Genomic DNA, 17,164 nt, shown 5'->3' with positions numbered 1-17,164 from the left:
AGATGGCTGTGAATTCTGTAGAGCAATATATTGAAACCCATCCTTACTGGGGAAAAGAATTACAATCTTTAAGAACAGTAATGCAAAATACTGAGCTGGAAGAATGCATAAAATGGGGCGCACCTGTTTATACTCTGGAAGGTAAAAATGTTGCAGGCATCGCAGCTTTTAAAAATCATTGTGCCCTTTGGTTTTTTAATGGTGCTTTATTGAAAGAAAACACGATTTTACTCCACAACGCCCAGGAAGGGAAAACCAAAGCACTAAGACAAATAAGGTTTGAGAAAGGAGATAAAATAAAACCTGAAATTCTTCAGAAATATTTAGCTGAAGCCATCCAAAATCAAAGGAAAGGCAAAGAAATAAAACCGGTAACTTCAAAAGAATTAGTGGTTCCTTCAGAATTAAAAGATGCTCTGAAAGAAGATAATGATTTGGAGAAAGCCTTTCAGCAACTAACAAAAGGCAAACAAAGGGAATACGCCAATTATATTTCTCAGGCAAAAAGGGAAGCAACAAAACTATCACGACTGGAGAAAATCAAACCAATGATTAAGAATAACGAAGGTCTTCATGACAAATACAAAAATTGCTAATAGAAAGAGAATATTTAAAAAATTCATTTTTACGTCAACCTGAACTTGTTTCAGGTTCTAAAATATTAGATTCTGAAACAAGTTCAGAATGACGTTTTAAAAATTTAAATCTTCTAAAAAAAATAAAAATCCCCTGGCGTTAGCACTGGGGATTTTAGATACTATATAAAAGCAGAAAGACTATTTCTTTTCTTTAATGGCTTTTGCCTTACTTTCTTTTTCTGGCTTGGCCGGCTCGTTGAGTTTTTTACTCATTTCCATAGAGATGGAAGAACGATCAAAAGTTATTTTTCCTGCTCCGGTTTCTATAATTACTGCATTATTTTTTTCGCTAAAGTCAACGATTTTTCCGTGCATACCACTTTTGGTTACCACACGATCTCCGCGTTTTAATTCGGAAGCAAAATTACGTTCCTGTTTAGCTTTTTTCATTTGTGGGCGTATCATAAAAAAGTACACTACCACAAACATTAATATTATTGGGGCAAACTGAGTTAATTGATCCATTTATTAGCTAGCGTTTTCTTCGGTTTCTACAAAGGCTTTAATTCTAAGACGCTCTGAACCGGTTTCTGTATTGGCACTTACCGTAACTGTTTTAGTCACCTGCCCATTTCCAGATCCATTAAATTTCACCAACATCTCGCCGGTTTCTCCCGGTTGAATTGGTTCTTTAGTATAAGATGGAACTGTACAACCACAAGTACTTCTTGCGTTTGTAATTACCAATGGCGCCTGTCCGGTATTGGTAAAAGTAAAAGTATGCTCTACATTTTTACCTTTTGGAATATTACCAAAATCATGTTCTGATTCTTCAAACTCCATTTTTGGATAAACAGTGGCCTGGGCATCACGCTCTGCAGCGCTTTCTACATTCTCTGCTTTTACTTTTTCTGAGGCGTTATTGTTGTTGTCCTTACAAGAAGTAAAAAGCAGCGCCCCCACTGCAGCCAACATTAAGATTCCATTTTTCATAATTATGAACTTTATAATTTAATTTTTAAAATTAAGAAATTTTATTCATTACATAAGGCCTCGCCCTATTTTATTTAACTTATTATCCTCCTTATATTCTTTGGATAACTTATCTAAAACTCCATTTATAAAAATACTACTCTTTGGAGTGCTGTATTCCTTTGCCAGTTCCAGGTATTCGTTGATGGTTACCTTCACCGGTATTGAAGGAAATTTCAAGAATTCACAAATTGCCATTTTCATAAGAATCATATCAATCTCTGCAATTCGGTCTTTATCCCAGTTTGGTGTTTTACCCAGCATTTCTTTTGCCAGCACATCATCATTTAGATAAGTTTTTCTGAATAAATCTTTCGCAAAATCTTTGTCATCATCATTTTTGTAGAGATTCCCAAGCTTCATATTTTCAGCAGAATTCGGCTTTAATTTCTGAAGAAATTTTAAAACCGCAGTATTTACAATGGGAAGATCGTCTATCCAGGTAAGTTTTGCATCTTCCAGGTAATCGTAGAGTTTTTCGTTAGGAGCAATAACTTCTTTAAAAATAGCGATTATAAACTCTTTGTCTTCTTTAAAACTAGATTCGCGGGTTTCCATATAACGCTCATAGATCTCGCTTTTCTTTAATGATTCCCAGATAATTTGCACATAATCATCGTCCCTTTTCCAGTGGGTTATTTTTCTTGACTCCAGGGCATCTTGTAAACTCTCGTTATGTTGGAAAATATTAAAAATAGCATTAGAAATAAATTTCTTATTAGGATTTTTTTCCTCGCTGGTAGCAAGATGCTTTTGTTGAGATATTTCTAAAAAGTTTTCGGCCTGGCCTTTTAACTCTTCGATTAGGCTTAACTGAACCAGAAAAAGATCGTACATCTCTTCCATACTTTTAAGCAGGAATTTTTCCTCGGTTCCCAGGTTGTCATTTTGGCTTTGGTTAAAGGCGTAAAGTGATTGCATTACTTTAACCCGAATATGTCTTCTTGTCAACATAAGTGTAAAAGAACTTTTTAGAATTAGAAAAGGCGAAAGAATATTCTTTCGCCTTGCAAAAATACCAAACTTTTGAAATTGACTACTTCAAATTGTGATTTTTTCTATCATCAATTCGTTGTTGTGCAATTTTAAGCGCAGCGAAGTGTGAAGTCATATCATCCTTATCTGCTTTGCTTAGAATTTCTAAAGTTGTGTTATAAATATTTTCTGTTTTACGCATAATCTCCTGCTTTCCGTAATTTTCAAGCTCTGCGTAAACATTTATAATTCCGCCGGCATTAATCAAGAAATCGGGAGCGTAAACAATCCCTCTTTCTCTAAGAATTTTGCCGTGAGTAAGTTCGTCGGCTAACTGGTTATTAGCAGCACCAGCGATTACTTTTGCGTTAATACGTTTTACCGTATCATCGTTTATAGTTGCTCCAAGAGCGCAAGGTGCATAAATATCTACATCTGCACCGTATACATCAGATCCTTCAAAAATTGTAGCCCCGTATTTATTTTTTACAGCTTCAAGTCGTTCCCGGTTAATATCACTAATAAAAACTTTAGCACCGTCCTGGGTTAAATGCTCTACAAGAGTTTCACCAACGTGTCCAATTCCCTGAACCAATACCGATTTCCCTTCAAGATCGTCACTTCCAAATTTATGTTTTACTGCTGCCTTTAAGCCCATAAAAACACCGTAAGCAGTGATTGGAGATGGGTTACCCGCACCACCTTTATCTTCAGAAATTCCAGTTACATATTTAGTAACTTCACGCACAGTGTCCATATCGGCAGTTTCCATTCCAACATCTTCTGCAGTGATATATTTTCCGCTAAGAGAATCTACAAAACGTCCAAAACTTTTCATGAGTTCAGGAGTTTTTTGAGTTTTAGCGTCGCCAATAATCACAGCCTTTCCGCCACCAAGGTTAAGTCCTGTAATCGCACTTTTAAAAGTCATTCCGCGAGAAAGACGTAAAACATCGTTTAATGCCTCCCACTCGCTGCTATAGTTCCACATTCTAGTTCCACCTAGCGCAGGTCCTAAAACCGTATTATGGATACCAATAATTGCCTTTAAACCTGTATCTTTGTCGTTGCAAAAAACTACTTGCTCGTGGTTGTCAAAAGAGAGCTGACCAAATACTGGCGCAGACTTTTTTAGTTCATTTGCATTTAGAACATCAACTTGCATAACTTGTTACATTTTTTAATTTAGCGTTTTCATTTTTCTGAAAATCACTATGCAAAAATAAAGAATATTTCAATAAAGAGGTTTTTAAAACGTGTTAAAATAACATATCCTCAAAAATTAGCTTTTTTATCTTTAAATGAAGAATCTTAAACACCTAAATAAATATTTTCTAAAATATAAGTGGAAACTATTAATTGGTCTCGTGATTACTATAGTTGCCCGTATTTTCGCGCTGTATTATATTCCTTTAATCGGGGATTCTACTGATGCGATAGAGCAATATATTAATGGTGAAATAAGTACTCTGGATGTACTTAAAACCGAACTCGCGGTGAATATCGCACTTATTATAGGAGCTACATTAATTGCTGCATTCCTTACCTTTTTAATGCGCCAAACTTTTATTGTGGTCTCCAGGGATATTGAATTTGATCTAAAAAACGAAATCTATAAGCATTACCAGGAACTCTCGCTTAATTTCTATAAAAAGAACCGTACCGGAGATTTAATGAACCGTATTAGCGAAGATGTTAGTAAAGTGAGATTATATCTAGGGCCCGCAATTATGTATACGGTAACCACTTTTACCTCTACCGTAGTTGTTTTAATTTTTATGATCCAGGCAGCACCAGAGCTTACTTTATATACTGTAGCTCCACTTCCTGTTTTGGCATTTTCAATCTATAAAATCAGCGTGGCTATTAATAAACGAAGTACCGTTGTCCAGCAATATCTTTCTAAGCTAAATACTTTTACGCAAGAAAGTTTTAGCGGAATCGCTGTTATAAAATCTTATGGAATGGAAAAGCAAATCAACCATAATTTTGTAGATCTGTCCAATGGGAGTCGAGATAAAAACATAGACCTGGTTAAGGTACAGGCTTTCTTTTTTCCGCTTATGGTTCTGTTAATAGGGATAAGCAATGTGTTAGTTATTTATGTTGGCGGAAATCAATACATAAGTGGCGAAATTGAAAATATTGGAGTGATTGTAGAATTCCTCTTATATGTAAATATGCTTACCTGGCCCATTGCCTCTATTGGATGGGTAACTTCACTTGTGCAACAAGCTGAAGCTTCCCAGGAACGCATCAACGAGTTTTTAAAGGAAAAACCGGAAATAACCAATAAAAAGGAGACGCCAGACGAAATTCATGGTAGCATTGCCTTTAAAAATGTAAGTTTCACCTATGACGATACGAACATCACCGCTCTTAAAAACGTTTCATTTGAAGTAAATAGCGGTGAAACTCTTGCAATAATTGGCAAAACAGGTGCAGGGAAATCTACCATCCTGGAACTTATTGGGAGGTTATATGATGTCCCTAAGGGAGAAATTTCCATAGATGGCAAGAATATACAAAATCTTAACCTGGACAGTTTAAGAAACAGTATTGGTTACGTGCCACAAGATGCATTTTTGTTTAGTGATTCTATTAAAAGTAATATCAAATTCGGAAAGACCAATGCTAGTGACGAGGAGATATTCGAAGCCGCTAAAAATGCCTCAGTACATAAAAACATCCTTGGTTTCAGTAAAGGTTATGACACTGTTTTAGGTGAACGTGGAATAACACTTTCTGGCGGTCAAAAACAAAGAGTTTCCATTGCAAGAGCAATTATTCACGATCCTAAGATCTTATTGTTTGACGACTGCCTTTCAGCAGTAGATACCGAAACTGAAGAAGCAATTTTAAACAACCTCTTTAAAATATCAAAAGAGAAAACCACCATCATTGTAAGCCACAGGATTTCTTCTGCAAAAAATGCCGATAAAATAATTATTCTGGAAGACGGCGCTATAGTACAACAAGGCACTCATTCCCAATTATTAAACCAGCAAGGTTATTATAAAGAATTATACGCAAAACAGTTAAATGAAAAAGAAATGTGAAAATTTTTTGCTAGATGTTAAAAATTTTTAGATTTTTGAGCAGTACTAAACCAAAATATTTAAAGAATCTATTTTATGAGTGACAAGGGAATGATGGAGAAAGAAGAAATATTCTCTAAAGTGCTGAGAGCCGGAAGAAGAACTTACTTTTTTGATGTTAGGGCAACTCGTGCAGATGATTACTACCTAACCATTACTGAAAGTAAAAAGTTTACTAACGATGATGGCTCTTTCTTCTACAAGAAACACAAGATTTATCTTTACAAAGAGGATTTTGCCGGTTTCCACGAAATTCTGCAAGAAATGACAGATTTTATCCTCAATGAAAAAGGAGAAGAGGTAATTAGCGAGCGGCATCAAAAAGACTTCAAAAAGGAGTATGAAACTTCTGAAAATGAAATCTCAGAAAACGCTACACCAGAGAAGTTCACAGATGTGAGTTTTGAAGACATTTAAGCTATCGGCTTTAAGATTATATAAACCGTCCCGAGATATTCAGGACGGTTTTTTTATATTTATATCCCAAATAAAAAAACATGCAAAAATTTCTACCTTTTCTAATTTTCTGTATCTATTTTAACTCGTTTGCACAGCAAGAAAATCAAGAGCTTAGTTTGGAATATTACCTCCCTCAGGATGTAAGCTATAACGAGGGAATTCCAAAACCACAAGATGTGATTGGTTATATTCCGGGAGAATGGCACGTTACCCACGATCTACTTCTAAATTATATGCGAGAACTCGCTAAGGTTTCTCCGAGAATAAGTATAGAAAACCGGGGGAAGACCTATGAGGGACGGCCGCTTATATTACTCACTATTACTTCAGAAAAAAACCATGAGAATTTAGAAGAAATCCGTAAAAACCACCTGGCATTAACTCAAGAGAATGCCTCTTCCATAAATGTAGCAGAGATGCCTATTGTAGTAAACCAGGGTTTTTCTATTCACGGAAACGAAGCCAGCGGCTCTAACGCAGCACTTTTAGAAGCTTATTACCTGGCTGCGGCTGAAGGTGAGGAGATAGAAGAACTATTAGAAAATACCATAATTCTTTTTGACCCTGTATTTAATCCAGATGGCTTACAGCGTTTTGCCTATTGGGCTAATACCAATAAAAGCGAAAATATAAATCCCGACCCTCAAGACCGCGAATACAGCGAAGTTTGGCCGGGAGGTAGAACCAATCATTATTGGTTTGATATGAACCGGGACTGGCTGCCGGTACAACTACCGGAATCTCAGGCTCGCCTTGAAACTTTCCATAAATGGATGCCGAATATTTTGACAGATCATCACGAGATGGGATCTAATTCCAGCTTTTTTTTTCAGCCGGGAATTCCATCAAGAACGCACCCATTAACGCCAGATCTTAACCAGGAACTTACCAAGGAAATAGGAACCTACCACGCCGAAGCTTTTGATGAACTAGGCTCCTTCTATTATACCGAAGAAAACTACGACGATTTTTACTACGGAAAAGGTTCTACTTTCCCAGATATCAACGGAAGTATTGGAATCCTTTTTGAACAGGGAAGTTCAAGAGGCCACGCCCAGGAAACCGACAATGGTATATTAACCTTTCCATTCACTATTAGAAACCAGTTTACGGCGGCCCTTTCCACCCTGGAAGCCGCTAAAAATATGCGTGAAGAAATCCTGAATTATCAACGTAATTTCTATAACAACGCTCGCAATTCAGCTGAAAACGGAGCCTATATTTTTGGAAGTGAAAAAGATGCTTCATCTGCTTATGAACTGGCAAAAATCCTTGAAACACACAAAGTAGAAATCCACAAATTAGGGGAAGATTTAAAAACCAACGGGGAGACTTTTAAAAATAATACTGCTTATGTAGTTCCTAAAGATCAACGCCAACACCGACTTGTAAAAGCGATGTTTGAACGCCGTACTGAATTTGAAGATAGTTTGTTTTACGATATTTCGGCCTGGACGCTCCCGTTAGCCTTCAACCTGGATTTTGCAGAAGATATTAAAATAAAGAATGCAGGAGAGAAAATAGAAAAGCTCTCAAAACCTGAAATTCAGCCCCTGGAAAAAAGCAGCTATGCTTATGTAATGCAATGGCATGATTACTATTCGCCTAAAGCTTTAAACATGATCCTGGAAAAAGGACTTCGTACAAAAGTTGGAATGCAACCTTTTACTTTGGCGAATACATCATATGATTACGGAACAATTCTTATCCCGGTTCAAAATCAAAAATTAGATGGAGATAGCATGTTTAAGTTTCTACAAAAAGTAAGCGAAAAATCTAATGTGCAAATTGACGCCATAAACACAGGATTAACCCAGGGAGTTAACCTTGGAAGTAACCAGTTTAAATCACTTGAACCCGCTAAAGTAGCTTTAATTGTTGGCGAAGGAATAACCCCTTACGACGCCGGGGAGATCTGGCATTTATTTGATCAACGCTACGATATGAAGATCACAAAATTAGACACGAGAAGATTTTCCCGTACAGATCTAAGTCGATATACAGACATTATTCTGCCAAACTCCTGGGGGAGTGCTCTAGAAAAAAGTGATATAGAAAAACTTAAAGAATGGGTTCGTGAAGGCGGAACTTTAATTGGTTATCGCAATGCAGCGCGCTTCTTTGAAAAAGAAGATTTTATGGATATGGAAATTAAAAAAGATAGCCTGGTAGCCGAAAATATTAGTTTTGAAGAACAAAGAGATTTTAGAGGTGCCCAGGGCATTGGCGGCGCTATCTTTGAAGCCAATATAGATCGTTCACATCCGGTAAACTTTGGTTATACAAACCAAACTATTCCGCTTTTTAGAAACACTACAATCTTTATAGAAGCCGATAAGCAAAGCTATAATAACCCTATTCAATACACCGAAAAACCTTTATTGAGCGGCTACATAAGCGCACCAAGATTAGAAGCTATTGCAGGTACAGTTCCATTTAAACATACAGGGATGGGCCGTGGAAATGTAATTCTATTTACCGATAACACCAATTTCAGGGCTTTCTGGTACGGAACCAATAAACTGTTAATGAATGCCATCTTTTTTGGTGATGAAATGTAATTAGAATAAAACCAACGCAACCATTTTAGCATTCTTTCATCTTTAAAGTATACCATATAAACTTTAAAAGATGAGAAACTTATTACTATTAGTATCAATTGCAATAATAACAAGCTGCGCTAAGAGTTCTTTAGAATTGAATACAAAAGAAATTTCCGGGAAATGGCAGTTAGCAGAAATCCTTGCCGACCCCGGTGATGGAAGTGGCACCTGGAAAACTGTGGAAAACGGCAAAACCCTGAAATTTGATGAAGATGGAATGGTATATTCTTCTACAAGTTTCTGTTACGGTGAAGAAATTAACGAAGCTTCTTACGATGCCTCAAAGAAAATGATTAGCTCGAATTGTGCAGACAGAAATGTTGAACTAAGCTACGAGTTGAAAGAAGGTAACTTATTTGTTTATCCACATAATCCAAGATGCATTGAAACCTGTGGGAGTAAATACAAGAAAATGGAAGATTAGCCTTTATCCTACTCGCAGTCCATTTTCCACGCTAAAATCGGGGTTTAGTAGCACGATATCATTTTCTTCCCCTACTGCCCCCAAAACCAGGCACTCACTCATAATATTTGCAATTTGTTTTTTGGGAAAATTAACCACCGCTACGATTTGACGACCTAATAATTCTTCCTTTTTATAGCGTTTGGTAATTTGAGCTGAAGTTTTTCTTTTGCCAACGTCTTCTCCAAAATCTATAAGCATTTTATAAGCAGGATTTTTAGCTTCAGGAAAATCTGAAACTTCAGTAATAGTTCCAATTCGCATTTCTACTTTTTCAAAGTCTTTCCAGGAAATTTCCATATTCTATTTTTAATCGAAATTAGAAAAAAACTTCATATTCCGAAGTGAATTCGTAAATTACCTATGGCAAGCCAATAAGACATAAATATGGAACAATATTTCAAAGCAAGCCCCGGAAAATTTAAATCCAGATTATCAAGTAAATTCATAAGAAGAAACTATGGCAAGAACTGCTTCAAATATGATCGCTTTGGGAACCCAGGCACCAGATTTTAACCTGGTAGATGTAATTACAAGCAATAAATACACTCTTAAAGATATTAAGGGCGTAAAGGGCACCTTAATTATGTTTATAAGCAACCATTGTCCCTTTGTAAAACATGTAAACGAAGAAATAGTGAGACTTGCCGGAGATTACCGTGTTTTAGGTTTCGGGTTTGCTGCAATTATGAGCAACGATGTAGAAAACTATCCTGCAGACCATCCAGATAATATGAACGAAGTTGCGAGAAAACACCAATACTCTTTTCCATATCTCTACGACGAATCCCAGGAAGTAGCACGAGCCTATAAAGCTTCCTGCACACCAGATTTTTATCTTTTTGATGATGAATTAAAGTTAATCTTTCGCGGGCAATTAGACGATTCCCGTCCCGGAAATGGGATTCCGGTTAATGGCAGGCATCTTCGAGATGCTATGGACGCCGTTCTTGCCAATAAAAAAGTGCCCCAAAATCAGAAACCCAGCATTGGCTGCAACATTAAATGGAAGTATGCACCGGAATCTTAAATCACAATTCACGCTAAAAAAGTATTATCAGTTAATCTTATCTTAAACCAAGTAAATCCTATTGGCTTAATAGGTTTTACTGAATATTATTCTTTAATTTTATACATCGAATCACTAAAAATACAATATTATGAGCGAGTTAAAATTAGGAGATAAAGCACCAAATTTTGATGCTGAAACTTCAGAAGGAAAAATTAATTTTTATGATTATTTAGGAGATAGCTGGGGAATTTTGTTTTCACATCCTGCAGATTACACCCCGGTTTGCACCACAGAATTAGGAACAGTAGCGAAATACAAAGATAAATTTGAGGCTCGTAATACCAAAGTAATGGCTTTAAGTGTAGATGGCGTTGAATCTCATAAAGGCTGGATAGATGATATAAATGAAACCCAAAACACCACTGTAAATTTTCCAATTATCGCAGATGAAGATAAGAAGGTTTCTAATCTCTACGGGATGATTCATCCAAAAGCCGACGACACGCTTACGGTACGTTCGGTGTATGTTATTGGACCAGATAAAAGCATTAAATTAATGATCACCTACCCGGCCAGTACCGGTAGAAATTTTGATGAGTTATTACGAGTTATAGACTCCTTACAACTTACTGCCTACCAAAAGGTAGCCACACCGGCTAACTGGAAACAGGGAGAAGATGTAGTAATTAGTCCATCGGTTTCTAACGAAGATGCAAAAGAGATGTTCCCTAAAGGTTTTAAAGAGGTAAAACCATATCTTAGAATGACACCGCAACCGGATTCTAAGTAAAAATTATGAAAGAACTTGGGAATGTTTTTCAACTCGTCATCCTGAACTTGTTTCAGGATCTAAGATGTTGATAATCTATTCATGTTAGAAGCTGAAATAAATTCAGCTTGACGAAAACAAGACTTTTCAGACTTGTTCTTTTAAAAAAAGACCTCACAGGTTATTAAAACTTGTGAGGTTTTTTTATTATTTAAGTTCCCCGTCGGGGCGGCTAGGTGGCTTTTATTTTACCGCAACCAGCTCCACATCAAAAACCAGTGCTGCATTTGGTGGGATTACGCCACCGGCGCCACGTTCTCCATAAGCTAAATGTGAAGGAATCACGAAACGAGCCTGATCTCCTACATTTAAAAGTAAGATACCTTCATCCCAACCACTAATTACATGGCCTACGCCTACCGGAAATTCCAACGGCTGATTTCTTTTATAAGAAGAGTCAAAGACACTGCCATCGGTTAGCATTCCTTTGTAGTGTACAGAAACGGTTTGCCCCTTTTCAGGTTTTGTCCCGTCGCCTTTCTTTTCAATTTTATATCGAAGTCCGCTTTCTGTGGTTTGAAAACCTTCAGAAAGTTTTCCCAGTAATTCATCTTCTCTCTTTTTGGCTGCTTCTTCCCTTTTGGCTTTAGCACCGTCAAATTGTCTAAAAGACTCTACAGCATTAAAATTTTCGGCTTTTTCACCAGATCTAATAATCTCAAGTTTTTCAATTTCATCGCCTTGCTGAATACTATCTACAATATCCTGACCCTGAATTACGCTACCAAAAACAGTATGTTTCCCGTCTAACCAGGCAGTCTCGGTATGAGTAATAAAAAACTGACTTCCATTAGTTCCGGGACCAGCATTAGCCATAGATAATTTTCCAGGGGTATCGTGTTTCAAATCCGGGTGAATTTCATCCTCAAATTTATAACCGGGACCTCCCACTCCTGTTCCTTGCGGGTCACCACCCTGAACCATAAAATTAGGAATCACCCTATGAAATTTAAGACCGTTATAATAAGGTTTCCCCTGAGGAAATGCATCATTTTCAAGTTCACCTTCGGCAAGTCCAACGAAGTTCCCAACAGTTCCGGGGACTTTTTCGTATTCTAATTCTACTAAAATCTGTCCTTTAGTAGTATAAAATTTAGCGTATAATCCGTCGTTCATTTTCTTATATTTTTTTGATATGCAAAGATATCTTTTTTTAGTGTAATGGCTTTAATATACCTTTTCTCCATTTACATAAGTTTCCAAAACTTCAATTTCAGGAATTTCTGATTTATCAACTTTCATAATATCCTTATCCAGAATTATAAAATCGGCAAATTTCCCGGCTTCTATACTTCCTTTCTCTTCTTCTTCAAAATTTGCATAAGCCGCCCAAATGGTCATCCCTTTTAAGGTTTCTTCACGAGACAAAGCCTGTTCTTTCATAAAGCCATCTTCTGGATAATTATCTGTATCCTGCCTGGCTACCGCAGCATAAAAAGTTAAAAAAGGACTCACCTCTTCTACAGGAAAATCGGTACCTAAAGCAATAATACCGGCTTCATCTAATAACTTCTTATAGGCATAGGCACCCTGCACTCTTTCTTCCCCTAAACGATCTTTGGCCCAGTACATATCGCTGGTTGCGTGTGTAGGCTGAACTGAAGGAATAATATTTTTACTGAAATATTTAAAATCCTCTTCATCTATTACCTGTGCATGTTCCACTCTCCATCTGCGGTCTTCATCATTGGCTAAAAGTTTATCATAAGTTTCTAAAACCATATAGTTTGCTGAATCTCCAATGGCATGCGTGTTCAGCTGAAACTTTGAAGCGGCAACACGTTCTGCCGTTTCTTTAAAATCTTCAACAGGTGAAAGCAAAGCTCCAAAATGGCCGGCACGATCGCTATATTCTTCTTTTAAGGCAGCACCTCTTGATCCAAGAGCCCCATCGCCATAAAACTTTACCGAACGCACATTTAATCTTTCGGTTTTAATAGGATCTTTATCTAAATAATGATCCAGGTTTTCGGGAGTATTACTAATCATTGCATAGAGCCTTATTTTTAGGCTTCCATCTTTATGAAGGCTATCCATAAGCTCTATAGTTTGTTTATCTATCCCGGCGTCTACAACGGTAGTTAACCCATATTTAAAAGAAAGTTTTTGAGCATCCAATAAAGCGTTAATCTGTTCTTTGGTAGATGGCGCAGGTTGAGCATTGGTAACAAGCCCCATAGGGTTGTCTATAATAATACCTGTTAATTCTCCATTTTTTTGTTCAATATCACCACCACTAAATGAAGTCCTGGTAGTAATCCCAGCTTTATCTAAAGCCGCCTGATTGGCCAAAAGTGCATGCCCGTCTATTCTGGTTAGTGCAATTGGGGTGTCGGGAAATAGCTGATCTAAAGTATCTTTATTAGGAAACTCTTTCTTTTCCCAATCATTTTGATCCCATCCCCTACCGGTTATGAATTCTACATTTCGTTTGTTTTGAAAATCAACAATACGCTGCACCACCTCTTCAAAACTCTTAGTGCCGGCAAGGTCTACACGTTGCTGTTGCAATCCAAGTCCGTAAAAATGGGCGTGCCCGTCAATAAAACCGGGAAAGACACTTTTGCCGCCGGCATCAAGTGTTTCAGCGATATTATATTTTGTTTGAAGCTCCTCAGCATTGCCTATCTCAAGAAATCTCCCATCCTTAGTAACAAAAGCTTCGGCTGTATTAAAATTATCATCTACCGTGTAAATTTCAGCATTAAAAACCAATAGATCTGCTTCCGCTTTATCTTCAGAATTACAGGAAATAAAGGCAATGCTTAGCAAGCAAACAAGTAATATTTTTTTCATCTCTATTATAATTTTATATAAAAATAAAAAATGCGCCCGGTAAAGGCGCATTTTATTGAATTATTTACTGTATTAAGTAAACTACTTCGGAGCAAGCTCACGAAGCATTAATATTGAAAAATATAATTTGATTTCGAGGCAAGCCTCGGAGCATTCAATCTCGATTATCGAGTAAACTTAGAATATTGCATTAATAATTTGATCACGTATACTTTTATTAGCTGCTGCTGCAAGCGCTACCGAAACGAATAGCCCAATCATAGCGTAAGCAAAATCTTTAAAGATCATCTTACCGGCCTTTTTGCGGTGTTTTTTGCCTTTTTTGTTTCTAGCCAAACTTATCGCTATTTCCCTACCTCCAATAATACCAAGGAATACCCAGGTAGTACTCATAGGTACTGTACTAATAAACAATTTATATATAAGTAGAATTACATAAGTTAAATCTACTAAAGTTGCTGCACGAATATCTGAAATCCTGGATTTCTCACTAACTACTTCCTGAATTTTATCTCCTCTTAGGTAAAACAAGAGTCCCAAACCTGCAAAAATGGTAAGTGCGAACACCACAAACTGGAAACCATCTAAACTTCTTGGTAGGAATACCGCTATATTAGCACCATCCTGCATTACCCAAACTCCCCAAAGCGTACCACTTACAAGCCACTGAACAGCCGTCCAGCTATTATTGAATTTACGGCTTTTAAAGTATTTTTTAATAAAATTATAAGAGAGGTACCATACTAAGAATGACAGTACAAAGGCCATAATATAACCCGTCCAACTCTTCCAGACTACTGAAGTTATTCCCGAAGTATCAGCACTAAATACACTTAAAATAAGGAAGGTGGTAGATACCGGCATTTTAAGCCTGGTTAAAATAAGCAGAACCAGTGGCGCTATAATTTGAAAAAAGCTAAAGGATTCTGGGTGTGGGTAGGGTGAGCTTCCATCTGGCTTTAAGAGTCGCTGGTAGGTTACATCTCCATCGAAATAAAACCAACTAAAGCTTACAACGCCAAGAAAAATGACACCCACATAAAGCCACAAAATCCACCAACGTTTGGCTTTATTACTTTCAATAAATGTCCCAAGTGATTGAATACTATCATTAGCTACCGTTGCATAGGCAGCAAAGAAAAAACCAAGCCACATTGCTGCGGTTTTGTTACCGGTAAATATTCCGGCCATAATAATACCCACAATTACAATTGCAAGGAAAGCCTTTTCCTGAACCATAAAGTCCAGAATATTCAAATATGGACGGGACCGGTCACTTCGTTGAAACTTTTTGCCTTTTGCCATTAAGTAGTTCTTTTAATTTTTTTAAATAATTTAGATTTTAAGGACTAATATAGTCTTCCTTAAAATTGGGTACAATATTAATTAGTTCTATTTGTAATTCTGAATTTTCAATGTTGTGTTATTGTTAAGGAATCTTTAATAAAATAAAACATCAACAAACTGAACTATAACTACTTAGAATATTTTACGCAACAAATCATATTAATATTAACACAAAAAAGCACCTTAAAAAGGTGCTTTTCGAGATTTTATAAGGATTCTATTCATTAAAAATCAAATTTATAAGTAGCTCCTGCAAGCAATTGTAATCCCTGAACCCTAAAATTAGTCCAACGTTGATAATCGTTATTTAACAAATTACTTCCTTTAGCAAATATCGAAAGTCTATCATTAAACCGGTAACCCAAATTTGCATTTACATCAAAATAACTATCCAGTCTAACCTTATTTAGAGCTGGAGTTCCGGTGGTTATCGCCACTACTCTTTCCTGGTCTAAGCGTTCCCCAACATAAAACAAATTGGCACCTGCAAACCAATTCTCACTAATTTGATAATCGGCATTTAATGAGGCTTTAAAGTCTGGAAGGTTCCAGGCTTCAGCTTCATTTGTTGTGTTATAATTAAAGTATTCAGCATTAATTCCTAATCTGAAATTTTGATTTACATCAACATTAAGTTCTCCGGCAACCGATAGCGTTTTTAAATCATCATAAACCACTTCAAAAGAATTTCCGTAGGCATAATTCTCGTTCATTAGATCGTTAGCCTGGGCATTGCGTTTAAACATTGCTCTATTAAACTGTGACTCATATCCGGTTTTAAAATTATAAGAAACCGCATTACTTAATTTTCCTTTTGCACCTACATAAGCATTGTACTCATTATCGGTAGGTTTAATTTGCAAACTTGGCGACACATAAGGATTTTGCTGAACAAACTTAAAGTATGTATTTTGTTGCAAACCACCTTCTAGCCCTGCATAAGGTGTAAAATAATCACCAGCCAGTCTATAACTTGCAGTTACTTTTGGATAGATATAAAAATTACCATCACTATTTTCTACGTCCTGACTATAGAAAAAAGCTACACCCAGATTAAGAGTAAGATCCTCTCTTAAAATCAGTAAACTTGGGTTGATTCCAAAATTCATAAAGGTATAATCATAGTTTTCTGGTGCCAGATACTGCTCACCCATTTGCCCCTGAACAATATCGGCATATATATTTGTGGTAATTAACTCATCGGCAATATTAACCTCAAAAGTACCCTGCGCATCTAAATGATTTTCTGAAGTTGAATAGGAATCACCAGTATGCCTGAATTTTGCCCTGGCATTATCAAAAAACGAATCGTAAAGTTCAATTTCTCCTCCGGCATAAACTGAAAAGTAATTCTGAGAAGGATCTATGGCATTTAATTCATCGTTACTAAAATTTTCGTTTTGCGGTAAACCATACCAATTAAAAAGTTGATGCTGAGCACCAATTTCAGTTTTCCAACCTAAATCTCGGTTTTTAGAATTATAACTTAAATTTAGCTCGGTATCATAGAATTTATCATCTAAGATAACATCATCAATTCCACCTTGCGATGAGTTATGGCTTAAATAAACCCCAAAATTATCACTTCTATTTACTTCCAGGTTACTGTAAAATTCGGCTAAAAGATTCCCGTAATTACCAAAGCCAAGGCTTGCATAATTATCATATATTTTTACCCGTCTTTCTCTTTCTAAAGTGGTAGCACGACCTTTTGCCGGGGTAAAAGTAGAAGCCACGGGTACTGAAAATATGCTGTACTTTACCGGCCGTTTTTTAGTTCTAACAGAATCTGACTGGCTAGGGGTTTGTTTTATTTTATTAGCATCCTTTACCGTGGGCGTATATGGTTTCACCACAGTTACAGTTTCACTATCTATAGGATCTTGAGCAAAAAGAACCCCGCCAATTAAAAATATACTTAAAAAAAGGCTCTTTTTTATTGAAAACATTTGCATATAGAAATTCTTAAATG

16 protein-coding genes are annotated in these 17,164 nt (G+C 36.6%); 7 read left to right on the top strand and 9 right to left on the bottom strand.

Annotated features, from left to right (window positions below):
* Window positions 1-2: 2 nt before the first annotated feature.
* A complete protein-coding gene (locus B5X51_RS10235) occupies window positions 3-596 on the top strand; it encodes a YdeI/OmpD-associated family protein (RefSeq protein WP_079721077.1) in 594 nt (197 codons plus the stop codon).
* Between the two features lie 180 nt (window positions 597-776).
* Here B5X51_RS10235 and yajC read toward each other — a convergent pair whose 3' ends face one another.
* From yajC to B5X51_RS10215, 4 genes are all read right to left on the bottom strand, one after another.
* The gene (gene yajC / locus B5X51_RS10230; RefSeq protein WP_070053409.1) at window positions 777-1,103 is read right to left on the bottom strand and encodes a preprotein translocase subunit YajC; all 327 of its coding nucleotides are present in this window, start codon (window positions 1,101-1,103) and stop codon (window positions 777-779) included.
* 3 nt (window positions 1,104-1,106) lie between these two features.
* Complete coding sequence (locus B5X51_RS10225) at window positions 1,107-1,571, bottom strand: DUF1573 domain-containing protein (RefSeq protein ID WP_079721076.1); 465 nt, start codon at window positions 1,569-1,571, stop codon at window positions 1,107-1,109.
* A 48-nt stretch (window positions 1,572-1,619) separates the two neighbouring features.
* Entirely contained in the window at window positions 1,620-2,564 is a 945-nt protein-coding gene (gene nusB / locus B5X51_RS10220) for a transcription antitermination factor NusB (protein ID WP_079721075.1), read from the bottom strand.
* Between the two features lie 82 nt (window positions 2,565-2,646).
* Window positions 2,647-3,750, bottom strand: a complete 1,104-nt coding sequence (locus tag B5X51_RS10215; RefSeq protein WP_079721074.1) for a Glu/Leu/Phe/Val family dehydrogenase — start codon at window positions 3,748-3,750, stop codon at window positions 2,647-2,649.
* A gap of 136 nt (window positions 3,751-3,886) precedes the next feature.
* Between B5X51_RS10215 and B5X51_RS10210 the strand changes: the two genes are divergently transcribed.
* The 4 genes from B5X51_RS10210 (at window position 3,887) to B5X51_RS10195 (ending at window position 9,169) form a co-directional block, all read left to right on the top strand.
* Window positions 3,887-5,644 (top strand): ABC transporter ATP-binding protein, encoded by a 1,758-nt coding sequence (locus B5X51_RS10210; RefSeq protein ID WP_079721073.1) that lies wholly within the window; start codon window positions 3,887-3,889, stop codon window positions 5,642-5,644.
* 75 nt (window positions 5,645-5,719) lie between these two features.
* The gene (locus B5X51_RS10205; protein WP_079721072.1) at window positions 5,720-6,100 is read left to right on the top strand and encodes a PUR family DNA/RNA-binding protein; all 381 of its coding nucleotides are present in this window, start codon (window positions 5,720-5,722) and stop codon (window positions 6,098-6,100) included.
* An 80-nt stretch (window positions 6,101-6,180) separates the two neighbouring features.
* The gene (locus tag B5X51_RS10200) at window positions 6,181-8,703 is read left to right on the top strand and encodes a M14 family metallopeptidase (protein ID WP_079721071.1); all 2,523 of its coding nucleotides are present in this window, start codon (window positions 6,181-6,183) and stop codon (window positions 8,701-8,703) included.
* 70 nt (window positions 8,704-8,773) lie between these two features.
* Window positions 8,774-9,169, top strand: a complete 396-nt coding sequence (locus tag B5X51_RS10195; RefSeq protein ID WP_079721070.1) for a hypothetical protein — start codon at window positions 8,774-8,776, stop codon at window positions 9,167-9,169.
* A 3-nt stretch (window positions 9,170-9,172) separates the two neighbouring features.
* On the opposite strand, the gene B5X51_RS10190 is transcribed toward B5X51_RS10195, so the two are convergent.
* Window positions 9,173-9,508 carry a tRNA-binding protein gene (locus tag B5X51_RS10190; protein ID WP_079721069.1) on the bottom strand — a complete coding sequence of 112 codons (336 nt, stop codon included), beginning with the start codon at window positions 9,506-9,508 and terminating at the stop codon, window positions 9,173-9,175.
* A 160-nt stretch (window positions 9,509-9,668) separates the two neighbouring features.
* Here B5X51_RS10190 and B5X51_RS10185 point away from each other — a divergent pair, with 160 nt between their 5' ends.
* Both B5X51_RS10185 and B5X51_RS10180 read left to right on the top strand, forming a co-directional pair.
* Window positions 9,669-10,238, top strand: a complete 570-nt coding sequence (locus B5X51_RS10185) for a thioredoxin family protein (protein ID WP_079721068.1) — start codon at window positions 9,669-9,671, stop codon at window positions 10,236-10,238.
* 130 nt (window positions 10,239-10,368) lie between these two features.
* Window positions 10,369-11,010, top strand: a complete 642-nt coding sequence (locus B5X51_RS10180) for a peroxiredoxin (protein WP_079721067.1) — start codon at window positions 10,369-10,371, stop codon at window positions 11,008-11,010.
* 222 nt (window positions 11,011-11,232) lie between these two features.
* Here B5X51_RS10180 and B5X51_RS10175 read toward each other — a convergent pair whose 3' ends face one another.
* The 4 genes from B5X51_RS10175 to B5X51_RS10160 form a co-directional block, all read right to left on the bottom strand.
* Window positions 11,233-12,165 carry a peptidylprolyl isomerase gene (locus tag B5X51_RS10175; RefSeq protein WP_079721066.1) on the bottom strand — a complete coding sequence of 311 codons (933 nt, stop codon included), beginning with the start codon at window positions 12,163-12,165 and terminating at the stop codon, window positions 11,233-11,235.
* 51 nt (window positions 12,166-12,216) lie between these two features.
* Window positions 12,217-13,845: an amidohydrolase gene (locus B5X51_RS10170; RefSeq protein WP_079721132.1), complete on the bottom strand. Its 1,629-nt coding sequence runs from the start codon at window positions 13,843-13,845 to the stop codon at window positions 12,217-12,219.
* A gap of 177 nt (window positions 13,846-14,022) precedes the next feature.
* Window positions 14,023-15,150: a hypothetical protein gene (locus B5X51_RS10165; protein WP_079721065.1), complete on the bottom strand. Its 1,128-nt coding sequence runs from the start codon at window positions 15,148-15,150 to the stop codon at window positions 14,023-14,025.
* Between the two features lie 266 nt (window positions 15,151-15,416).
* On the bottom strand, window positions 15,417-17,147 hold the full coding sequence (locus tag B5X51_RS10160) for a TonB-dependent receptor (RefSeq protein WP_079721064.1): 1,731 nt from the start codon (window positions 17,145-17,147) through the stop codon (window positions 15,417-15,419).
* Between the last annotated feature and the right edge of the window lie 17 nt (window positions 17,148-17,164).

Source organism: Salegentibacter holothuriorum, assembly GCF_900168045.1.
GTDB lineage: Bacteria > Bacteroidota > Bacteroidia > Flavobacteriales > Flavobacteriaceae > Salegentibacter > Salegentibacter holothuriorum.
The sequence above is the reverse complement of the archived record's forward strand: the minus strand, read 5'-3'. Positions and strand labels throughout refer to the sequence as shown.